This is a genomic window from Caballeronia calidae (assembly GCF_900044055.2).
GTDB lineage: Bacteria > Pseudomonadota > Gammaproteobacteria > Burkholderiales > Burkholderiaceae > Caballeronia > Caballeronia calidae.
Map to the genome: position 1 here is coordinate 1 of NZ_FCOX02000002.1, position 22,030 is coordinate 22,030.

A 22,030-nucleotide genomic window follows, 5' to 3' on the forward strand; every position below is an offset into this window, starting at 1 on the left:
GAAGCCCGTCAGGAAAGGCTGATGAAGTTGGCCGCCTGAGCTGCAAAAGCGTGTCCAAACAACCGGAGCCGATACACAGAGCATTGGACGAATGCTGCGCAGCAGATCATCGTGTCGTATCTGGTCATCGAGGAGGAAGGCGCTAAGTGGCTTCACTGGGCGATAGTTAGATACGTCTACGAGACAGTTCAGCCGATTTTGCTCGAACCTTCCGTCGTAGCACTCGACGGGATCATAGTGGGGCGAGTGCCAATCGATATCGCGAATGTGAAGTTCGACCTTGATCGAATCCTCCGCCAGGGCAGATCGAAATCGATGGCGAGATCTACGGTCTGCCGCAGATTGACGGGAATTCTCTCAGCGCGACTTTTTTCCCGGACAGCCATCCACAAGTCCAGCCAAATCAAGCAAGGTCGCCGGCGCTGATGTTGTCGGCTGGACGATCGAAAAACCTGGATCCGCGGATGCCCGGCGATCTTGAGCATCGCACACGATCGCTCGACACTCCCTACGATGGCTTGGCTGACCTGTTGAGTGAGCATCTGCTGTCCATCGCAGTCATGCAACGTACTGAAACGGCCATCGAGATCTTGCTCGAAAAGCCAGCGGAGACGGTCTTGGCTGATTCGTTTATCAGTGACGGTAAGCTTTCAGCCAAGGTCGTAGCTAGTCCACGTATTGATCCGTCTTTGGTCAAGGTCGGCGTGAAATATGTGCCGGAGGCGCAAAAAGCTATGCGTTTGGCAATAGGCGGACCAACGCTTGACTGGGCAACTCAAAATGACGGCTTGATCGCTGCGCGATTCGAGCAAGATGTTGGCGATGTACCGGTTTGCCAAGTCTTCCTGAGTTACGCCGGACACTACATTTCCCGTTGGTGGGTCGGTGATCCAGCGCGACTGCCCACTCAACGCGCGGCATTTCTTGCGCAATTCGACAAGGACCTCACAAAGCTACGCGGAGAACTCTTGTCTCGCGATTCGCGGGGTCACCCGTTCGAGCGGGTTTTGGCGCTCGCGCTTGAGGAACTTGGATTCGACTGTATGTATCTCGGCGAGGTATCTCACTTGCAGGAAGCACCCGATATTTTCTGTGAGACTCCGACTATAGGGATCGTAGTGATCGAGTGCGCGGCAGCGGTAACCAACTCCTCTGAGAAGCTTTCCAAACTACAGCAACGTGTGCTACGTGTAAGGGAAGGCTTTGCCGCGCAGCGGCTCGGGAACGTGCAGGTGAACGGCGTCCTTGTCACAAAGCACACAGATGCGGAGATCGAGCCGTTTGTCGAAGAGGCAGAGCGTTTTGGACTGGGCATCGTCGGCCTTTCCGCGTTGACACGCCTCGCAGACGGCTTGCGTTTCAAGGCGCGGCCCGATGCGCTGTACGATGAGCTTTTCAGTCCTGTCCAGCGATCTGCGGACCTGTTTGATCAAATTGGCTCCGCAGGTGCAACAACGATTCCGACGTCGATCTTCTAGTTGCCCCTTGCGAGTGATGTCTCAGAGGACGTTCGTCGGGCTGTTTCAAGAGTATGTTAGGAATCCATATAGACCCAGAGCGCTTCGGTCCATTCGAACTCGCCGACTGTATCGGAACGGCGAGAAATATCGACTTTTGCTCAAGTTAGTAGCGCTATCTCATTTCCTGACCTGCTCGGCGCAGCCGGCAAACGAGCGCTTTCTTTCAACGCGGCTGTGATATGAATGGCCGGTCTCCTTCGTTCAACAGCCGTCCCAGCGTGGATCGACGAACGTCCGCAATGGCCGATGATCGAGGATTCACCGGCGTTTGACCGCCCTCCTTCACATTGAGAACGCCGCTGCGACGGAAGATACATCGATCGTAGCAACATCTACATGCCCTTGTCCTTGTCCTTCGCCTGACCCGACCCCAGTTGTTGGCTGGCTTCTCCATCGGCAATTCCCACTCAGCGCCCTGCAGCCCTTATTTCGAGCGGCCTGTGTCGCCATGCCGCTCCCTGCCGCTGCCAGGCTTCATCCCCAACCGAGCCACACGTCCTGACAGCCTTTCATCGTCGGCGCCAGAGGCGGTACTTTTATCGTCAACAGCCGGTCCAAAATTGTGCGTCGCACAAGCAATTTCCGCGATCCTGCACACTTTGTTGTCTTCGAAATCGTTTTTTCCGCGTGCTGCAGACTATGTTGTGCGCCGATACCATGCCGAAAACGCCTTGACAGACACTCTAAAGATATATATCTTTAGATATGTTTTACGACACATCTGGAGTGCACACATGAAATCCCGATGCTTTCAACGCGCGCGTGAAGCCGGTTTCCGCGCATTCGGTTTCGATCTTCCCTTCAACGCCCCCGAATGGGCCGAACGCTTCGCCTTCGAACGCTGGGGCATGGTCGGCCGTCATCGCCACGGCGGCGGCGGGCGCTTCGGCGGCGGCCCCGGAGGAATGGGCGGCATGGGCGGTTTCGGCGGCGAAGACGGCATGCCGCGCGGCCGCAAGTTCTCGTCGGACGATCTGCAACTGCTGCTGCTCGCGATGCTCGCCGAAGCGCCGCGTCACGGCTATGAACTCATCAAGGCGCTCGAAGACCGCTCGAACGGCTTCTACGCGCCGAGCCCCGGCATGGTCTATCCGGCGCTCACGTATCTCGAAGAGCTGGGCTATACGACCGTCGAGCTGGAAGGCAATCGCAAGCGGTATGCGCTGTCCGATGCGGGTCGCGACTATCTCGCGTCGAATCGCGAGCGCGTGGACATCATGCTCGCAAAGCTCACGCACTTCGCCCGCAAGATGGATCTGGTGCGCCGCGCGTACATGGGCGAAGACGCCGACGACACATCGGGCGACACTGGCTGGGTGCCCGAGTTGATCGCAGCGCGCCGCGCGCTGAAGAAGGCGTTGCTGTTGCGCACGGATGCATCGCCGGATGAGCAACGCCGCATCGCCGCGATCCTGGCCCGCGCGACGGCGGAAATCGAACAGAATCCGGCGCCCAAGCAGGCGTAAGAAGGAGCCATACACGATGACCGATTCCATCCTGCAAGACCGGCCCGATCTCGAAGTCACGCGCGTGCGCCACGCGCTCAGGTTCCGTCTGCTGCAAGTCACGCGCGTCGAGGCGCTCAATCCGCACCTCATTCGCGTGACCTTCACCGGCGATGCGCTCGAAGATTTCGTGAGCGCATCGTTCGACGATCACATCAAGGTGTTCTTCCCGCAACCGGGCGAGTCGATGCCCGCGATTCCGCAAGCCGGCCCCGACGGCCCCGTGTTCGATCCGTCGAAGCCGCGTCCGATCGCGCGCGATTTCACGCCGCGCCGTTTCGATGCCGCAACGCGCGAACTCGATATCGAATTCGCGCTGCACGAAGCCGGCCCGGCGACCGAATGGGCCATGCAAGCCGCGCCGGGCCAGTGTCTCGGCATCGGCGGGCCGCGCGGCTCGTTCGTGATTCCCACGCAGTTCGACTGGCATCTCATGGTCGGCGATGAAACCGCGCTGCCCGCCATCGCGCGGCGTCTCGAAGAATTGCCCGAAGGCACGCGCGTCGCGACGCTGATCGAAGTGGCGGATCCCTCGGCGCGCATCGACTTCCATACGCGTGCCGATCTCTACGCGCAGTGGCGCTATCGCAATGAAAGCGAGCATCCGGGCGGTGCGCTGCTGCTCGCGTTGCGCGAAACCTATCTGCCCGATGGCGAGGGCTATGTGTGGGCCGCGGGCGAAGCCACGCTGATGCGCGCGGTGCGCAAGCTGCTGTGCGAAGAGCGCGGCATCGACAAGAAGCGCATCCGCGCGTCCGCGTACTGGAAGCGCGGCGAGCAAGGCGTGCACGAGACGATCGACGGCTGATGCATCGTCGTTCAGCTCATGATGCCGATCTGCCACGGCACGAACTCGTGATCGCCGAGACCGAGCAGCTCGCTCTTCGTGCGCTGGCCTGAGGCCGCCGCGAGCATCGCGTCGAAGATCGCGCGGCCGGTGCTCTCGACGGACGCGACGCCATCGAGAATGCCGCCGCAATTCAGGTCCATGTCTTCGATGAGCCGCTCGTACATCGGCGTATTCGTCGCGAGCTTGAGCGAGGGCACCGGCTTCGCGCCGAACATCGAGCCGCGCCCCGTCGTGAACGCGATGAGATTCGCGCCGCCCGCGATCTGTCCGGTCGCGGAAACGGGATCGAAGCCGGGCGTGTCCATGAAGACGAGCCCGCGCTGCGTCACCGGCTCGGCATAGCGATAGACCTCCATCAACGGTCCCGTGCCGCCCTTCATCGACGAGCCGATCGACTTCTCGAAGATATTCGCGAGCCCGCCCACCTGATTGCCAGGACTGACCTTGCCGTTGATCTGCACGTCGCGTCCGACCGAATACTCTTCCTTCCACCAGCGAATGCGCCCGAGCAGCTTCTCGCCGACGTCGCGGCTCACCGCGCGTCGCGTCAGCGTATGTTCCACCCCGTAAATCTCAGGCGTTTCGGAGAGGATCGCGGTGCCGCCATGCCGCACGAGCAGATCGACGGCGGCGCCGAGCGCGGGGTTCGCCGTGATCGACGAAAAGCCGTCCGAGCCGCCGCATTGCAGGCCGATCTTCAGATGACTCGCGCTGACCGTCGTACGCTGCACGCGGTTCGCATCGGGCAGCAAGGCGCGCACCGCTTCGATGCCCGCCTCGATGGTCCTTCGCGTGCCGCCGCTCTCCTGCATGATGAAGGTATGCAGACGCGAACCCGCGCTCAAGCCTTCCTGCTCCATCAACCCGGCCAGTTGATTGCGTTCGCAACCCAGTCCGATGACGAGCGCCGCCGCGAGATTGGGATGCCGCGCATAACCGGCCATCGTGCGGCGTAAAAGCGCCATCGGTTCGCCGCTCATCTCCATGCCGCAGCCGATGCCATGCGTGAACGCGACCACGCCATCGACGTTCGGATACTCGGCGAGACGTTCAGGCGTGAACCATTCGGCGATCTTGTGCGCGACGGTGGCCGAGCAATTCACCGTCGACAGGATGCCGATGTAATTGCGCGTCGCGACTTCGCCGTTCTCGCGCACGATGCCTTGGAAGGTCGCGCGCTCGCGCTCCTCGATCATCTCCACGGCGCGATAGTCCGCGCAGAACGCATGATCGCGATCGAACTCGCGGAACTCGACGTTATGGCTATGCACCATCGTGCCCGGCGCGATATCGGCGTTCGCAAAGCCGATCGTCACGTTGTACTTGCGCACGGCATCGCCTTTCTTTATTGCGCGCGCCGCGATCTTGTAGCCCGCCGCGACCTGGCTTCTGCATATGAAGTCTTCGGATGGAACCGCGGTGCCGATCGCGACATCGGTGCGCGCGATCACGACGTTATCTTCGGGATGCAGGCGAATCACCGGGCCCGCGATGACTTTGTTCACTGTGTCTGACATGGCTCGAACTCAGGCGACGCGTTTCCATTGACCATACTTGGCGACTTCTTTTTCGTCGAACGAGAAGCCGAGACCGGGCGCGTCGTGCAATTGCACGCGGCCATTGCGATGCGAAAGCTGCCGGTCGATCAGCCTGCGGAAATTGAGCACCTGATCGTCCCAGAAGAACTCGACGTAGCGCGCATTCGGCGTCGCGGCGACGAGCGGCGCGTGCAGATCGTGGAACCAGTGCGGACACATCACGACGCCATGACTTGCCGCGGTCGCCGCGATCTTGCGCCATTCGGTGATGCCGCCGCACACGGCCGCATCCGTTTGCAGAATCGCGGCCGCGCCCTTGTCGAGCAGTTCCTTGTGATACCAACGGCCATAGCCGATCTCGCCGGTGGCGATCGGAATGCGCGTCGCTTTCGCGAGACGCGCGTGATTGTCGACATCGTCGGGAGAGAACGGCTCTTCGATGAAGTACGGGTCGTATTGCTCGAAACGCCTCACGTGCTGCAGCGCCTGCGTCACGTCCGTCCAGCCGTTGTTCATGTCGATCATGAGTTCGACGTCCGGCCCCACTGCCGCACGCGCGGCCTTCACGCGACGCTCCTCTTCCTGCGGCGACAACCTGCCGCCCTTCATCTTCACCGCGCGAAAACCTCTATCGACATAGCTCGCCATTTCCTCGCCGAGCTTCTCCGGCGTCTTGCCATCCAGGTAATAACCGCCGCTCGCATAAGCAGGCACCGAAGCGAGTTCATTCGCGCCGAGATACTTATGCAGCGGCAGCTCATGCGTGCGCGCATTCAAGTCCCATAGCGCGATATCGAGAATGCTCAATGCGCGCATCACGGTGCCCGCGCGCCCCTGAAGCAGCGCTTCGTCGTACATGGCCTGCCACAGTCCTTCGACCGCATACGAATCCTTGCCGATCAAAACCGGCGCGAGCAATTGCTCGACCGCGACCGTGAGCAATTCGCCCGCCGCGCTGCCGATATAGCAAAAGCCGATACCTTCGACGCCATCCGTCGAGCGCACCTTGACGAGCCCATAGTGACGCGTCGAAACCGTGCGCGTGGAAAACGATGTGACGCGATCGAGCGGCACCGCTGCCGCGCAAACCGCGACCGATTCGATGATGGGCATGAGGTCGTCTCCGTTGATTTTCATTCGTTGCGAATGCAATCAGTTTGATGGCGCGAGGGCGCAAGAGGAAGTATCCTTTGGCTTCTTCAAACCCAAAAATTTTTATCGATGGACTCGCGCTACCTGCAGAGTTTCGTGTTCGTCGTCGAGCTTGGTTCCATTGCCGAAGCCGCGCGCAGGCTGGATCTCACGCCCGCCGCCGTGGCGCAAAGGGTGAAGATGCTGGAAGCCGAACTGGGCGCGACGCTCGTGCGCCGCTCGGGCCGCACGGTCGGTGCGACCGAAGCCGGCGAGCGCATTCTGGCGCGTGCGCGCACCGTGCTGCACGACATCCGCGACCTGCGCGCGGATATCGACAACACCGATCAACTCGGCGGCCAGTTGCGCCTCGGCGGCATGGCGACGATGATGGCCAGCCTCATCCCCGATGCGCTCGCGGTTCTTCTGCATCGATATCCGCAGATGGATTTCTATCTGGAGCCGGGCACCTCGCTCGATCTCTATCGCAAGGTGATAAGCGGCGACCTCGATGCGGCCGTGATCGCGCAGCCGCTCTTCAATCTGCCGAAGAGTTGCGACTGGCATACGTTCAGAAAAGAATCCCTCGTTCTGTTGACGCCCGCTTCGATGCACGTCACCGATGTGCACGCCACGCTGCAAACCGAGCCGTTCGTGCGTTATGACCGCAATGTCGTCGGCGGGCAGCTTGCGGATGCGTATCTGCGGCAACACGGCATCAAGCCGCATCAGCGCTGCGAGCTCGATGGTCTCGCGGCCATCGCGACGCTCGTCGATCGCGGCCTTGGCATATCGCTGATACCGGACTGGGCATCGCAGGAATTGAGCGGTCTCTCGCTGAAGCGATGGGCCTTGCCGCATGCGGCGCCCAAGCGCCTCGTCGGTTTGCTGTGGGGACGTTCTTCCGCGCGGCTTCGCCTCGTGCAAGCGTTTCTCGCCGCCGCGGAATCCGTCGGACAAAATTGAATGGCCGATGATCCGTTAGCGTTACTCCCTTCCGGAAGCAAAAATCTCTATCGTTTGAAGCAAGCGCCGAGCGCGCTCAAAGTCATCGCAAAGCCGCGATAATCAAGGCACGGAGACATTCAACGCTCATCGGACGACAGTGCAACCATGACTGACACATTCAAGAAAAAGCCCAGCGACGATTCCACTCAGCCGAGCGGCCTGCGCAAATCGCTGACAAGCTATGGAGACAACGGCTTCTCCCTCTTTCTGCGCAAGGCGTTCATCAAGGGCGCGGGTTATACCGACAGCGCGCTCGATCGCCCGGTCATCGGCATCGTCAACACGGGCAGCGCGTATAACCCGTGTCACGGCAACGCGCCGCAACTCATCGAAGCCGTGAAGCGCGGCGTGATGCTCGCGGGCGGCCTGCCGATGGACTTCCCCACGATATCGATCGCCGAATCGTTCTCGCAACCCACGAGCATGTACCTGCGCAATCTGATGTCGATTGACACGGAAGAGATGATCCGCGCGCAGCCCATGGACGCCGTCGTGCTGATCGGCGGATGCGACAAGACCGTGCCCGCGCAACTGATGGGCGCGGCATCGGCGGGCATTCCCGCGATTCAACTCATCACCGGCTCGATGCTCACGGGCTCGCATCGCGGCGAGCGCGTGGGCGCATGCACCGATTGCCGCCGCTACTGGGGCCGTTTCCGCGCGGAGGAAATCGACGAAGCGGAGATCGCCGCGGTCAACAATCAGCTCGTCGCGAGCGTCGGCACATGCTCGGTGATGGGCACGGCAAGCACGATGGCGTGCATCGCCGAAGCGCTCGGCATGACGGTGCCGGGCGGCGCATCGCCACCGGCGGTGACGTCGGATCGCATGCGCATCGCCGAAATGACGGGCACGCAAGCCGTGCAGATGGCGCGCGATAACCTCACCATCGACAAGATCCTCACCGCCGAAGCATTCGAAAACGCGATGCGCGTATTGCTCGCGATCGGCGGCTCGACGAACGGCATCGTGCATCTGACCGCCATCGCGGGACGCATGGGTTATGACGTCGATCTGAAGGCGCTCGATCGCATGGGACGCGAGACGCCCGTGCTCCTCGATCTGAAGCCTTCCGGCGCGCATTACATGGAGGACTTTCACAAGGCCGGCGGCATGGCCACGTTGCTGCGCGAGTTGAAGCCGCTGCTCAACCTGAACACGCTGACAGTCACCGGGCGCACGCTCGGTGAAGAGATCGAAGCAGCCGGTCCCGCGTTCGAGCAGGACGTCGTGCGCCCGTTCGATAAGCCCATCTATCCGCAAGGCGGCATCGCCGTGCTCGAAGGCAATCTCGCGCCGGGCGGCGCGATCATCAAGCAATCGGCGGCGAATGCGAAGCTGATGGAGCACGAAGGCCGCGCGGTCGTGTTCGAGAACGGCGCGGATCTCGCGGCGCGCATCGATGCCGACGAGCTCGACGTCACGCCCGACGATATCCTCGTGCTGAAGAACATCGGGCCCAAGGGCGCGCCGGGCATGCCCGAGGCGGGCTATATCCCGATTCCGCGCAAGCTCGCGGTGAAGGGCGTGAAAGATATCGTACGCATCTCCGATGGACGCATGAGCGGCACGGCGTTCGGCACCATCGTCCTGCATGTGACACCGGAGGCGGCGGTGGGCGGTCCGCTCGCGCATGTTCGATCGGGCGACCGCATTCGACTCAGCGTGTCGAAGCGCGAGATCAGCCTCTTGATCAGCGATGAAGAGCTCGCCGCGCGCGCGAAGGCATCGCCGGTCAGCGTGCCGAGTGCCGATCGCGGTTATCGCAAGCTGTTCTTTGACACGGTGACGCAAGCGGACAAGGGCGTCGATTTCGATTTCCTGCGCGCAACGCAGACGAAAGGCGTGACGCCGCGCCGATGAACGCCATCTGACAATCACGTTATCGAGGCCACTTTCGAGTGGCCTTTTTTTCGTCTGTCGCCATCGAAAGACAAGACATCAAAAATTTTTGAGTTTGAAGCAAGCGACCCCCTGTTCTTCCATCTTTTGCTCGCGGCGATACTGGCCTCCATCGCAAAGAACCTGAAAGGAGACGCCTCATCATGACCTCGCCGCATGCTTTCAACGGCGCATTGTCGCCGGTGCTTACGCCGTTCAACGAAGACGGCTCGCCTTCGACCGAGCGCTTCATTCGACACTGCCGCGCGCTATTGAATGACGACGTCGGCCTCGCAGTCTTCGGCACCAATTCGGAAGCCAATTCGTTGAATGTCGCGGAGAAGCGCGGCCTGCTCGATGCGCTGCTCGACGCAGGTTTGCCAGCGGCGCGCATGATGCCGGGCACGGGTGCGTGCGCGCTGCCCGATACGATCGAACTGACGCGTCACGCGGTAGCGAACGGATGCGCGGGCGTGTTGATGCTGCCGCCCTTCTACTACAAAGGCGTGAGCGACGAAGGGCTCTTTCGCGCGTATGCAAGCGTGATCGAAGCAATCGGCGATGCGCGTCTGAAGATCTATCTCTATCACATTCCGCCTGTCGCGCAGGTCGGCCTGAGTCTGCCCCTGATCGAACGTCTGCTCAAAGCGTATCCGCACTCGATAGCAGGCATCAAGGACAGCTCCGGCGATTGGAGCAATACGGCCGCGCTGATCGACGCGTTCTCCTCATCCGGCTTCGAAGTCTTCGCGGGCAGCGAGACCTTCCTCCTGCGCACGTTGCAGGCAGGCGGCGCGGGCTGCATCACCGCAACGGGCAATGTGAACGCCGCGGCGATCGCCCGTCTCGCGCGCGACTGGCAAGCCGTCGATGCACCCGCGCAGCAACGCCGTCTCGACGAAACGCGCGCAGTGTTCCAGCGCTTTCCGATGATCGCCGCGATGAAGGCCGCGATCGCATGGCAATCCGGCGACGAAGGCTGGGCCACGTTGCGTGCCCCGCTCGTGGAACTGGATGCATCGCAACGCATGCAGCTGGAAAGCGCCCTGACGGCGATCGGTTTTCGCATACCTCATGCGGCGGAACTCGCAACATCGACCGAAGCCGCGCACTGAATACGCAAGCAAGCGAGCACATAAACACAACAACGCTCTGCCTCAATCAGGAGACAAACTTGTATAACAGCACATCCCTGCCCGCATCGATCGAATCGAACGATGCCGATTCGATCTTCAAGCGCGTCGCGTTGCGCTTCATGCCGCTGTTGTTCGTCGGCTATGTGGTCGCGTATCTGGATCGCGTGAATGTCGGCTTCGCGAAACTGCAAATGCTCAATACCTTGCACTTGAGCGAAGCGGTGTATGGCTTCGGCGCGGGCCTCTTCTTCGTAGGCTATTTCTTCTTCGAGGTGCCGAGCAACCTGCTCTTGCATCGCATCGGCGCGCGACGCTGGATCGCGCGGATCATGGTCACATGGGCCCTGCTTTCGATGGCCACCGCATGGGTCTCCACACCGATGCAGTTCTATGCCGTGCGCTTTCTGCTCGGTGTCGCGGAAGCGGGCTTCTTTCCCGGCATGGTGCTGTACCTGACGTACTGGTTTCCGTCGCATCGGCGCGGCAAGATGATCGCGTTGCTGATGGCGGGCAATCCGGTGTCGGGACTCGTCGGCGGCCCCGTGTCGGGCTACATCATGCATGCGATGCAGGGCACATGGGGCATGGCGGGCTGGCAGTGGCTCTTCATCATCGAAGCGCTGCCCTCGATCGTGCTGGGCTTCGTGATCCTGCGTCATCTCGACGATCGCGTCGCCGACGCAACGTGGCTCTCCGAACGCGAAAAGAGCGTGATCCTCGATGAAATCGCCGCCGACACCGCCACGCACACGCACGGTTCCGTGCGCGCCGTGTTCACGTCGGGGCGCGTGTATCTGATGTGCCTGATCCTCTTCGGCATCGTGATGGGCTCGTATGCGATCGGCTTCTGGCAGCCGACCATCCTGCGTGCCACCGGCATCGAAGATGCATTCATCATCGGCCTGCTCACGATGATTCCCTACTCCGTCGCACTCGTTTCGATGATCGTGGCAGGCAGGCATGCCGATCACACGCGCGAGCGGCGCTGGCATGTGGCGATCCCCGCGCTCATCGCAGCATCGGGCTTCGTGTTGTGCGCGCTGTTCGGCTCATCGTCCGCGATCTCGGTGCTCGGGCTCACGCTCGCGACGGCGGGCGTCATCACCGCCTTGCCGATGTTCTGGGCGCTGCCCACCGCGTTTCTGGGTGGCACGGGCGCAGCCGCGGGCATCGCGCTCATCAATTGCACGGGCAATCTCGCGGGCTTCATCAGTCCTGCTGTCATCGGCTGGCTCAAGACGGTCACGCATTCGCTATCGTCGGGGCTCTTCGTCGTCGCGGCTTCGCTTGCGGTGTCGGCGCTCCTGATCCTGATGTTCGTGCCCGCGCGGCTCGTCAATAAATGAGGCATCGATGTCCGATCACATCGACAAGAAAGTGAACGTGCCGCCGGTGCTGCGCATCGGCGAGTTTCCGGCGAACGCGCATGCGCTGCTGCAAGCGCGCTTCGCGCCCGTCTCGCTCGCGGATATCGACGAGGACGACGCTTTGCGCGAGCGCGTCGGCGCTATTGTCACGCGTTCGAATTACGACATCGACATTGCGTTGATCGAGCGGCTGCCTTCGTTGAAGATCATCGCGACGAGCGGTGTGGGCTTCGATCGCATCCCAATCGAATTCGCGCGCGAGCGTGGCATCGTCGTGGCGAATACGCCGGATCTGCTCAATGCAGCAGTTGCAGAGCTGTCCATCGGGCTGATGCTCGCGCTGCTGCGGCAATTGCCGCAGGCGGATCGCTTCGTGCGCTCGGGCGCGTGGTCGCAAGGCGCGTTTGCGCTCGGGTCGAGCCTTGCGGGCAAGCGTGTCGGCATCATCGGCATGGGGCGCATCGGCAAGGAGATCGCGCGGCGGCTCGCGCCCTTCGATGTCGATATCGCGTACTACGGACGCTCGAAGCAGGCGCTATCGTATGAATGGTTCGCGCATCCGAACGAACTCGCACGCTGGTCCGACATTCTGATCGCGGCGTGCCCGGGCGGCAGCGAGACACGGCATCTCGTCGATGCCGCCGTGCTCGACGCGCTCGGTGCGAAGGGCGTGCTCGTGAACATCGCGCGCGGTTCGGTCGTCGATGAAAAAGCGCTCGTACAAGCGCTGGAACGTAAAGCCATAGCAGGCGCGGCGCTCGATGTGTTCGAATGCGAGCCGCTCGGAGCGTCGCCACTATGCGCTTTCGATAACGTCCTGCTGAGCCCGCATATCGGCAGCGCGACGCATGAAACGCGCCTCGCGATGGCGCAGCTCACCATCGATAACATCGTGTCCTTCTTTGCAAGCGGAAAGGCCATTACGCCCGTTGTATCGGCTTGACGCTAGTGAGCGTGCGTCGGGAGGCGTTACCATGCGATAAATCAAACTGATAGCCATCGCATACACGCGCCCTTCGCACATGGACAATCGCGAACTGCTCAACCTCGCCTACTTGCGCGCATTCCGCCTCGTCGCGCAGACCGGCAGCGCCACGCGCGCCGCCACCGCCCTGTTCCGCGCGCAGTCGGCAGTCACGCGTTCGCTGCAGGAACTCGAAGCGGCGGTCGGCGAGACCTTGCTGGAGCGGCGTTCGTCGGGCATGTTGCCGACACCCGCGGGCCGCGCGGTGCTGTCGAGATGCGAGCGCATCTTCGGCGAACTGGAGGAGCTGGCGCAATGGTGCGCGACGCGGCAGTCGCGCCGCCGCAGCGCGACCGGCGGCACGCTTCCCGCCTTTCTGCTCAACACGCGACGTCTGCAACTGTTCTCCGCGCTCGCGCGCCATCGTCATATGCCGAGTGCGGCGCAAACGCTGGGACTCAGTCAGCCGGCGGTATCCAGCGCCATTCGCATCATGGAAACCGGCGCGGGTATGCAATTGTTTTACCGCAGCCCGCGCGGACTGCTGCTCACGAGCGAAGGCGAAACCTTCGTCCTGCATGTGCGCCGCGCGCTGAACGAACTGCGCCACATTCCCGATGATCTCGCAGCGCTGCGCGGGACCATTCAAGGTTATGTCACGGTGGGTGCGCTGCCGCTCGGACGAACGCTGATCCTGCCTGGCGCAATCGCGCGCGTGGCGGCGCAATATCCGGGCGTGCGCATCGTGACGGACGAGAGTTCGTACGAAACGCTCGTCGCGGGACTGCGTGCGGGCGATATCGACTTCGTGCTCGGCGCGCTGCGTCAGAACGATGCATCGAGCGGGCTCGTCAACGAACGGTTGATGTCGGAGGATATCGTCGTGATCGCGCGGCGGGGACATCCGCTTGCCGGTGCAAGCGGATTGACGCTCAAGGATCTCATTGCCGCGCAATGGATCCTGCCGCGCAGCCAGGCGCCTGCGCGCGGCATGTTCGAGGCGCAGTTCAGGCGCTGGAAGCTCAAGCCGCCCATGCCCAGCGTCGAAACGGCGGATCTCGCGGTCATTCGCGGCCTCCTGATGCACACGGATATGCTCGCCGCCGTATCCGCGCAGCAGTTGCACTACGAGTGCGAATCAGGCCAGCTCGTGGTGATGGACATTCCGCTGCAGAACACGCGGCGCGAGATCGGCCTCACGATGCGCGCGGGCGGCACGCCATCGCCGGCCGCACGCGCGTTGATCGACGCGATACGTCTGACCGTCGATCAGCTCGGCCATGACATGCGCCGCGCCGGGCAGAAGAGTTTATGACGCTGAATGTGTCATCCCGATTGCGAAGGACTTACGAGGCCATCTAAATCATTTATCACATCACGGGCCCTTATTCGTGCTGTATCGTGTCGTTGACGCGACCACGGCAACGGCGAAGGAGATGCGATGATCGAGCAGCAATGGATTGCGATGGACGAGTACCTGTGCGAGCAGACCCAAACGCCCGACGAATCGCTGGAAGCAGCCTTGAAGTCCAGCGCGGAAGCGGGATTGCCCGCGATCAACGTCGCGCCGAATCAGGGCAAGCTGCTGCAGATGCTCGCACGCCTGCGCGGCGCGCGGCGCATTCTGGAACTCGGCACGCTCGGCGGCTACAGCACGATCTGGCTCGCGCGCGCCCTGCCTGCCGACGGCACGCTGCTCACGCTCGAAGCCGACCAGCATCATGCGGATGTCGCGCGGAAAAATATCGAGCGTGCGGGCTTGTCGGGCGTCGTGTCGGTGATCGTCGGCGATGCCGCCGATACGCTCGAAGACTTCGCGCGCGACGGCATTCCGCCTTTCGATTTCATCTTCCTCGATGCCGACAAGCAAAGCTATCCCGAGTACCTGCGCCTCGTCTTGCGTCTCAGCCGGCCGGGTACGGTGATCGTCGCCGACAACGTGATACGTGGCGGCCGCGTCACGGACGCCGGCAGCGCCGATCCCGACGTCATCGGCGTGCGCCAGTTCTTCGATATGCTGGCCAGGGATGCCCACGTATCGTCCACGGCCATTCAGACCGTCGGCAGCAAGGGATGGGACGGTTTCTCGATCTCGATCGTTTCCTGAACGGCGCTTACAACGATTTTCCGTCAGCGGCAATAAAAAATAATTCCTGGGCGGTTCCGGATTTTTTTCTTTTTCGAAAAAATAATCGGATCGCCGATGGAATAAAACGCTCGTCCTGAGTATTAGCGCATCGTTGCGCGGACACCCGCGGACTCGTGCGCGCCGCCGACGCGTTGACATTCGCGGCCCGGCAGACGGAATAAAACGCGCTCGCTTTTGTTCATATCTCTATAGACGCGGCGCGAATGCACGCGCCATTCGATAGACGACGGATAAAGCGATGGGCATCCGCGACGAATTGATGGACCACCTTCCGAGGTTGCGCCGCTATGCGCGCGCGCTCCTGACCAACCGGGATCTCGCGGACGACCTCGTGCAGGACACGATCGAGCGCGCTCTGTCACGCACGAACATGTTCGAAGCGGGCACCGATCTGCGCGCGTGGCTATTCACCATCATGCATAACGTGTTCGTAAATCAGGTGCGCAAGGCGCCGGCGCGTGCGATGCATGTCTCGATCGACGACGACGACGACGAGACAAGCGAACGCGAGTTCGCCGTGCCGGGCAACCCGATCCGCTCGCTCGAAGTGCGCGATCTCGACTACGCGTTGCAGCGTCTGCCCGCCGAGCAGCGTGAAGTCGTTCTGCTCGTCGGGCTCGAAGAGATGAGTTATGCGGAAGTGGCGAGCGCCCTCGACATCTCCATCGGCACTGTGATGTCGCGGTTATCGCGCGGACGCGAGCGCCTGCGCGCGTTGATGGCCGGCACGCAATCCAGTGCGAAACTGAAGGTGGTGCGATGAGCGATCGACCAACCCCGATCAGCGAAGACGATCTCCACGCTTATGTCGATGGCGCGCTTCCGGCCGAGCGTCGCGAACAGGTCGAGCGCGCCATCGAACTCAATCCCGCGCTGGCCGCGCGCGTGAGCGATTACTTCGCGCTCAACAACATGTTCCATGAGCGCTACGACCGCGTGCTCAACGAACCGATACCCGCGCGCTTGCGCACGTTGAAGAAGCGGCGCGGGCTGAGCGCGGCGAACTGGCCGCACTTCGCGGGCATGGCGGCGGCGCTCGTGCTGGGCATCGGCATCGGCATTGGCATCGGCACGAACATGGGGCGCGATGCGGCGCCGCTGTCCGGCCTCAATACATCGAGCACACGTGACGTGAGCGCCGAGGGCATGGAAGGCATGGCGCGTCAGGCCGCGATCGCGCATGTCGTGTACATGCCCGCTGTCGATCGTCCCGACGATATCGGCAGAGACCGCGATCAGGACTTCGTTCGATATCTGTCGAACAAGCTCGGCACCGACATGCATCCGCCTCTGCTCACGAAGAGCGGTTTCGAACTGATGGGCGGGCGCATTCTCCCCGGCGAAAACGGCCCGACCGCGCAGTTCATGTATCGCGATGCCAAGGGCGAGCGCGTGACGCTCTGCATCTCGCATCGCAAGACGCGCACGAACACCACGGCATTCAAGCTGTATCAGGACGGGCCCGTGAACGTCTTTTACTGGATCGATGGCGATTTCGGTTATGCGGTGTCGGGCGGCATCGATCGCAAGGTGATGCTCGAGCTCGCGCACGATGTCTATGCACAACTGACGCCATCGACGCCGGGTTGATACCGCGCTCGTCTACTCGGACGTCATGCCCTGCCTCGTCGGTCCGAACCACCGTCCGCGCACGGCAGGCACGCCCGCTTGCGTCTGCGCACGCGGCAGCTTCCTGCATTCGACATGCATGCCGCGCGAAGGCGCCGCCGCCACGAACTTCTCGATCTCCTCGCGCACGTCGGGATCGATATAGTCCGCGCGCGATGCGTCGAAGATCACCGTCGCGCCATCGGGAATCGCGCGCAGATGATGCTTCAGCGTGACCTTCGCGAGAAACGACACGTCCTTGCGGAACGACAGCAGGTAATGATCGTCATGCTGCGCAATCGTGATCGGACGCTTCAGATTCGCGCTGATCGCGAGCAGGAGACTGCACGCGATGCCGAGCAGGATGCCCATCAGCAGATCCGTCAGCAATACGCCCGCAATGGTCACGATGAACGGCGCAAAACGTTCGATGCCTTGTTTCGCGACCGCCGCGAACAACGAAGGCTTGGCGAGCTTCAGCCCCGTGAAGATCAGGATCGCCGCGAGACAGGCGAGCGGAATCAGGTTGATCACGCTCGTCAGCGCGAACACGCTCATGAGCAGCAGCGCGCCATGCACGAACGACGACCAGCGGCTCTGCGCGCCCGCATGCACGTTTGCCGAGCTGCGCACGATGACCGACGTGATCGGCAATGCGCCGATCGCACCGGCCATCATGTTGCCGATGCCTTGCGCCTTCAGTTCACGATCCGGATGCGCCGCGCGCTTCTTCGGGTCGAGTTGCTCCACGGCTTCGAGGCTCAACAGCGTTTCGAGACTCGCGACGATAGCGAGCGTCAACGCAAGCCGCCACACATCGGGATTCACGAACTGCGAGAAGTTCGGCAATGCCAGCGCATCCGTGAATGCGCCGAACGATTCGAGCGACGGCAGCGCGACGCGATGTTGCGCGGGCGGTGCGAAGCCCGGCGCGAGCAGATCGAGCAGCAGCGTCACGCCGATGCCGAACGCGACCACCGCGAGCGGCGCGGGCACGGCACGCACGAGCGCGAAGCGGCGCATCGCGCGCGTTTCCCAGCCTGCCAGCATCGCAAGCGATACGACGGCCACCATGCACGCTGCCATCGATATCGGGCCGAAGGGCGTGCCGAACATGCCCGGACCGCTCGCCGCCGGCGCGCCGTGATTCGCGAATCCGGCAGCCAGCGGAATCTGCTTGATGACGAGCAAAAGGCCGATCGCGGCGAGCATGCCCTTGATGACCGACGAAGGCACATAAGCGGCAAAGCGCCCTGCCTTCAGCATGCCGAAGCCGAACTGGATCGCACCCGACAGCAGCACGGCGAGCAGGAACGCGGAAAAGCTGCCGAGTCCCGCGATGCCGTCGACGACGATCACGATGAGACCCGCGGCCGGGCCGCTCACGCTCAGTTGCGAGCCGCTCAGCAACGCGACGACGAGGCCGCCGATGATGCCGGACAGCAACCCGGCGAACGGCGCGACGCCCGATGCATTGGCGATGCCCAAGCATAGCGGCATGGCGACGAGAAACACGACAGTGCCCGCGAATACATCGCGCGGAAAAGTAGCTAGACGGTTACTTGAGTTCATGATTTTTTGAACGAGTTGGGGCCTGCGAAGGTCGCGAAAGCGACATCGCATTGGGAAGCGATCGATTGAATTGAGCCGCTCTAAGCGGCCTGAAGCGACGCGGCCTGCACGCGTTCGGCGTCTTGCGTTTCGCCCTTTTCCGCATAGCCGGAAGCGAGCACTTTGATGAGGCCGTCATGAAGGCCGAAGATCCATCCGTGAACGAGCGGCGGCTCGTCGCGGTCGCGCACGACGGCGTTCTGCCGCAACAGACGCACTTGCTCGAGCACATTCAGCTCAGCAAGGCGATTCGCGCGCGCATCGAGTTCCGAGAACGCATCGAGCTCTTTGCGATGCCGTTCGCCCAATGCGCAGAGCGGCGCGATACGGCGATTCACGTGCGGCAAGTCGCTCGATTGCGGCAGGAGCGAGGCGCGCACGCCGCCGCAACCGTAATGGCCGCATACGATCACATGATCGACTTTCAGCACGCGCACCGCGTATTCCAGCACGCTCATCGTGTTGTCATCGGAAGGAGAGAACAGGTTCGCGATGTTGCGATGAACGAAGAGATCACCCGGATTGGCGTTCGTCACGGTTTCGGCCGGCACGCGGCTATCCGCGCACCCGATCCACAATACCTTGGGGCTCTGCCCTTGCGCGAGGCGTGGAAAGAATTGCGCATCGGCATGCGCGGTCTCGCGTGCCCAGGCAATGTTTTCCAATAGCATTCGTTTCGGTTTGTTCATGCATTTCTCTCCGGGGTCAAAAAGGGCCGCATCTGTGTTGCAGTGCAGCGAGTTCCTTACGAATCACTTTCGCAGAAAAAGTTCGGTGACGTCCAGAGAAAAAAATCAGTTGAATAGATCGCGCCTTTTCAGTTGAACAGATCAGCATTTCGTGGCATGCCTGACATCGAAAATGATGCATGCGATGGTCGGGTTTTATCGCGCTTTCAATTCGGCGTGCACTGCGTCTGTTAATCTCTATCGCTCCATGCTCAGCCCGCCCGCAACATGAACAATCCAGCAGCAAGCAGCGACACGACGCGGTTCGTCGAATTGAATGGCGGCGCCAGTCCGCTGCGCGTCGAGTATCAGTGGTTGAATGCCGAACGCGCCGATGCGCCTGTCGCGCTATTCCTGCATGAAGGACTGGGATCGATCGCGCTGTGGAAAGACTGGCCGCAAATACTGTGCGATCGCCTGAAGTGCCGGGGCCTCGTTTATTCGCGGCCCGGTTATGGGCGTTCGACGCCGCGCCAGCAGGGAGAAAAATGGCCGGTCGAGTTCCTGCATCGGCAGGCACAAGCTGTTCTGCCCGCATTGCTCGATGCGCTCGATATCGACGCCGAAGAACGCTCGCGCATGTGGCTCATCGGGCATAGCGATGGCGGCACGATCGCGCTGCTCTATGCAAGCGCCTTTCCTGAAGCGCTCGCCGGTCTCGCCGTCATGGCGCCGCATGTGTGCGTCGAGCCGATGACCGTCGAAGGCATCGAGAAAGCCCGCGTCACCTATGAGACCACGTCGTTCAAAGAGAAGCTGAAGGCTTACCACGACGACGTTGATTCAGCCTTTTACGGATGGAACGATGCGTGGTTGAATCCCGCGTTTCTGCATTGGGACATCACGGGAGAGTTGGCATCGATCAGGCGTCCCTTGCTTGCCATCCAAGGTTATGACGACGAATACGCATCGATGCTGCAACTCGACGAGATCAAGGCGGCGGTCGTTCATGCGCAACTCGTCAAACTCGCCCAGTGCCGCCACTCGCCGCATCGCGATGCGACCGGTGCCGTGAACGATGCGATCGCCGCTTTCATGCAGTCGCATCGCCGTTGAATCAACGCTTGATGCTCAGATAAGCGCGGCTGATCGCGGGCCGCGTATGCACCCATAAGCGCGACGCCAGCCATGACGCCGGGCGATCGCGCACTTCCAGTCGCTTGATGCTATGTTCGGCACCGACGGACGCGGAGCGATCCATCGGATCCGATCCGATATTCGTGCCGGCATGGCAGGTATAGAAGTGCCTGAAGCCCGCGTTCAGCGCGACTTCGCGATAGTCGTCGTCGTAATAGCCTTGCGGCCAGCACAGATGATCGGATACTTCGCCTAGACGCGTGCGCAATGCGGCACGCGCCGCGCTCAGGTCTTCACGCAAGCGCTCGCGTTTCTCGCCTGACGTTCCCGTGACCCGATCCCACCGCACATGCGTGTGCGTGTGGCTATGAAACTCGAACGTGCCGGCTTCGCGCATCGCTTCGATTTCGGACCAGCGCAGAATGACGTCGTCGGCGCGGCCGTTCTCGATGGCGCGTTCGCCCGCGTGATGATCGAGCAAAGGCGGAAGCGTCGAACTTCCATGCGATGCATTCGGACGCACAGCGCCTTCGCCGGGCCAACTGCTCACGAGAAAGCACAGCGCGGTGAAGCCGTGGCGCTTCAATACCGGATGCGCATGCACCCAGTTGTCGAGATAGCCATCGTCGAAAGTTATGACGATGGATTTCGCGGGCACGTCCTCGCCGCTCAGGAAAGCAGCGAGCTCGGCCGAGCCGATCGTGCGATAGCCCGCGCTCGCGAGGTAGTCCATTTGCGCGGCGAAATTCTCGGGCGTCACGGTGATCATGCCGGGCGACGTGCTGACGTGGTGATACATCAACACGGGCACGGCGCGCGCCTGCCTTGTGCTCATCGGCGATGTCCTCGCTCGTGCAGCGCGCGTCGATAAAACAGCGCCGTTTCGTGCGCCATGTCGCCGACGGTGAAGCCGCGCTCGGTGATGCGCAGGCCTTCACGTCGAAGGCGCTGGCGCAACGCGGGATCGTCGATCATGCGAGCGATGGCCGCGCGCAATGCAGTCGGGTCGTGAGGCGGAACGAGCAGTCCGTTCACGTTGTCTTCGATGAGCTCCGGCACGCCATCGACGTGGGTGCCGATGACCGGCAAGCCCGCCGCCATCGCTTCGATGAAAGCCTGGCCGAGCGCTTCCTGATGCGTCGGCAGCACGAACAGATCGGAGCCGCGAAAAATGTTCGGCACGTCGGTGCGAAAGCCCAGCACATGAATGCGATGCGCGAGTCCGAGGCTATCGACGATTCCCTTGATGCGCCCGAAGAGCGGACCATCGCCCGCCATCACGATATGCAGGTTCGGATGCGTGTCGAGCAGCGGGCGCACCGCTGCGATCAGATCTTCATGGCCTTTCTTGTCGCGCATGATCGCGACCATGCACGCGATGAACGCGTCCTGCCCGAGGCCGAGCTCCTCGCGCAAGGTCGAATGCGCGACGGGCTGCGGCTTGGGGATGCCGTCATAGATCGTTTGCACGCGCTTCTCCGCGACGCCCGCGGAAATCAGATAGCGGCGCACGTAGTGGCTCACTGCGATCACGCGATGCGGAATCCACGTATAAGTCGCAAGCGAGGAAATAGGCAATGCGAGATGACGCGTGCGAACGATGAGCGGTGTACGCGCGAGACGCGCCGCCGTGCCGGCGACGAGACTGTCGTGACCGCTATGCGTATTGAGCACGTCGAATGCGCCACGGCGCAGGAGCGCCTTGATACGCAGCATCGACTGCATGTCACCGCCGCCGCGCATGCGTGCGTGATGAACCGCGAAACCGAGTTCCGAGCATCGCTGTCCGAGCCGCGCGCCGCTCGGGCAAATCAGTTCGACGGTATGCCCGCTTTCGCGCAAAGCCACCATCTCCTTCAGGGTGCGAATCTCCTGACCGCCCCATCCCGTCGACGACTCGCTATGTAAGATCTTCAAATGCCCGGTCTCCACACTCCGGCAGCGATGTGCCGGAAAT

At 62.0% G+C, this 22,030-nt stretch carries 19 protein-coding genes; 13 read left to right on the plus strand and 6 right to left on the minus strand.

The features are described from left to right. Positions 1–464: 464 nt before the first annotated feature. The 3 genes from AWB78_RS02200 to AWB78_RS02210 all read left to right on the plus strand — a co-directional run bounded on the left by AWB78_RS02200 (position 465) and on the right by AWB78_RS02210 (position 3,833). Positions 465–1,478 (plus strand): hypothetical protein, encoded by a 1,014-nt coding sequence (locus tag AWB78_RS02200; protein ID WP_062601794.1) that lies wholly within the window; start codon positions 465–467, stop codon positions 1,476–1,478. A 776-nt stretch (positions 1,479–2,254) separates the two neighbouring features. After that, the gene (locus AWB78_RS02205; RefSeq protein WP_374729441.1) at positions 2,255–2,986 is read left to right on the plus strand and encodes a PadR family transcriptional regulator; all 732 of its coding nucleotides are present in this window, start codon (positions 2,255–2,257) and stop codon (positions 2,984–2,986) included. Positions 2,987–3,002: 16 nt separating this feature from the next. Then, entirely contained in the window at positions 3,003–3,833 is an 831-nt protein-coding gene (locus AWB78_RS02210; protein ID WP_062601796.1) for a siderophore-interacting protein, read from the plus strand. An 11-nt stretch (positions 3,834–3,844) separates the two neighbouring features. Here the strand turns inward: AWB78_RS02210 and AWB78_RS02215 are convergent, their stop codons facing one another. Continuing rightward, positions 3,845–5,392, minus strand: a complete 1,548-nt coding sequence (locus tag AWB78_RS02215) for a D-arabinonate dehydratase (RefSeq protein ID WP_062601798.1) — start codon at positions 5,390–5,392, stop codon at positions 3,845–3,847. A gap of 9 nt (positions 5,393–5,401) precedes the next feature. Beyond that, the gene (locus tag AWB78_RS02220) at positions 5,402–6,526 is read right to left on the minus strand and encodes a mandelate racemase/muconate lactonizing enzyme family protein (RefSeq protein WP_062602381.1); all 1,125 of its coding nucleotides are present in this window, start codon (positions 6,524–6,526) and stop codon (positions 5,402–5,404) included. A gap of 108 nt (positions 6,527–6,634) precedes the next feature. Between AWB78_RS02220 and AWB78_RS02225 the strand changes: the two genes are divergently transcribed. The 9 genes from AWB78_RS02225 (at position 6,635) to AWB78_RS02265 (ending at position 16,639) form a co-directional block, all read left to right on the plus strand. Then, a complete protein-coding gene (locus tag AWB78_RS02225) occupies positions 6,635–7,510 on the plus strand; it encodes a LysR family transcriptional regulator (RefSeq protein ID WP_062601800.1) in 876 nt (291 codons plus the stop codon). A 147-nt stretch (positions 7,511–7,657) separates the two neighbouring features. Continuing rightward, on the plus strand, positions 7,658–9,415 hold the full coding sequence (locus tag AWB78_RS02230) for an IlvD/Edd family dehydratase (RefSeq protein ID WP_062601802.1): 1,758 nt from the start codon (positions 7,658–7,660) through the stop codon (positions 9,413–9,415). A 182-nt stretch (positions 9,416–9,597) separates the two neighbouring features. Then, positions 9,598–10,548 carry a dihydrodipicolinate synthase family protein gene (locus tag AWB78_RS02235; protein WP_062601804.1) on the plus strand — a complete coding sequence of 317 codons (951 nt, stop codon included), beginning with the start codon at positions 9,598–9,600 and terminating at the stop codon, positions 10,546–10,548. Between the two features lie 59 nt (positions 10,549–10,607). Beyond that, a complete protein-coding gene (locus tag AWB78_RS02240; RefSeq protein WP_062601806.1) occupies positions 10,608–11,915 on the plus strand; it encodes an MFS transporter in 1,308 nt (435 codons plus the stop codon). A 7-nt stretch (positions 11,916–11,922) separates the two neighbouring features. Then, positions 11,923–12,879: a 2-hydroxyacid dehydrogenase gene (locus tag AWB78_RS02245; protein WP_062601808.1), complete on the plus strand. Its 957-nt coding sequence runs from the start codon at positions 11,923–11,925 to the stop codon at positions 12,877–12,879. Positions 12,880–12,958: 79 nt separating this feature from the next. Then, positions 12,959–14,215, plus strand: coding sequence for a LysR family transcriptional regulator (locus AWB78_RS02250; protein ID WP_062601811.1), 1,257 nt, complete (start codon positions 12,959–12,961; stop codon positions 14,213–14,215). 126 nt (positions 14,216–14,341) lie between these two features. Beyond that, positions 14,342–15,007 (plus strand): O-methyltransferase, encoded by a 666-nt coding sequence (locus AWB78_RS02255; protein WP_062601813.1) that lies wholly within the window; start codon positions 14,342–14,344, stop codon positions 15,005–15,007. Positions 15,008–15,287: 280 nt separating this feature from the next. Further along, a complete protein-coding gene (locus AWB78_RS02260) occupies positions 15,288–15,812 on the plus strand; it encodes an RNA polymerase sigma factor (protein ID WP_062601814.1) in 525 nt (174 codons plus the stop codon). After that, on the plus strand, positions 15,809–16,639 hold the full coding sequence (locus tag AWB78_RS02265) for an anti-sigma factor family protein (RefSeq protein WP_062601816.1): 831 nt from the start codon (positions 15,809–15,811) through the stop codon (positions 16,637–16,639). Before AWB78_RS02260 ends, AWB78_RS02265 begins: the two co-directional genes overlap by 4 nt. 12 nt (positions 16,640–16,651) lie before the next feature. Here AWB78_RS02265 and AWB78_RS02270 read toward each other — a convergent pair whose 3' ends face one another. Next, positions 16,652–18,229, minus strand: a complete 1,578-nt coding sequence (locus tag AWB78_RS02270) for a SulP family inorganic anion transporter (protein ID WP_062601818.1) — start codon at positions 18,227–18,229, stop codon at positions 16,652–16,654. Positions 18,230–18,309: 80 nt separating this feature from the next. Continuing rightward, entirely contained in the window at positions 18,310–18,957 is a 648-nt protein-coding gene (locus AWB78_RS02275; protein ID WP_062601820.1) for a carbonic anhydrase, read from the minus strand. 267 nt (positions 18,958–19,224) lie between these two features. Between AWB78_RS02275 and AWB78_RS02280 the strand changes: the two genes are divergently transcribed. Beyond that, complete coding sequence (locus tag AWB78_RS02280; RefSeq protein WP_062601822.1) at positions 19,225–20,052, plus strand: alpha/beta fold hydrolase; 828 nt, start codon at positions 19,225–19,227, stop codon at positions 20,050–20,052. Between the two features lies 1 nt (position 20,053). Here AWB78_RS02280 and AWB78_RS02285 read toward each other — a convergent pair whose 3' ends face one another. Continuing rightward, a complete protein-coding gene (locus tag AWB78_RS02285; protein WP_062601824.1) occupies positions 20,054–20,908 on the minus strand; it encodes a polysaccharide deacetylase family protein in 855 nt (284 codons plus the stop codon). Further along, positions 20,905–21,990: a glycosyltransferase gene (locus AWB78_RS02290; RefSeq protein WP_062601826.1), complete on the minus strand. Its 1,086-nt coding sequence runs from the start codon at positions 21,988–21,990 to the stop codon at positions 20,905–20,907. The genes AWB78_RS02285 and AWB78_RS02290 overlap by 4 nt, the downstream gene beginning before the upstream one ends. Between the last annotated feature and the right edge of the window lie 40 nt (positions 21,991–22,030).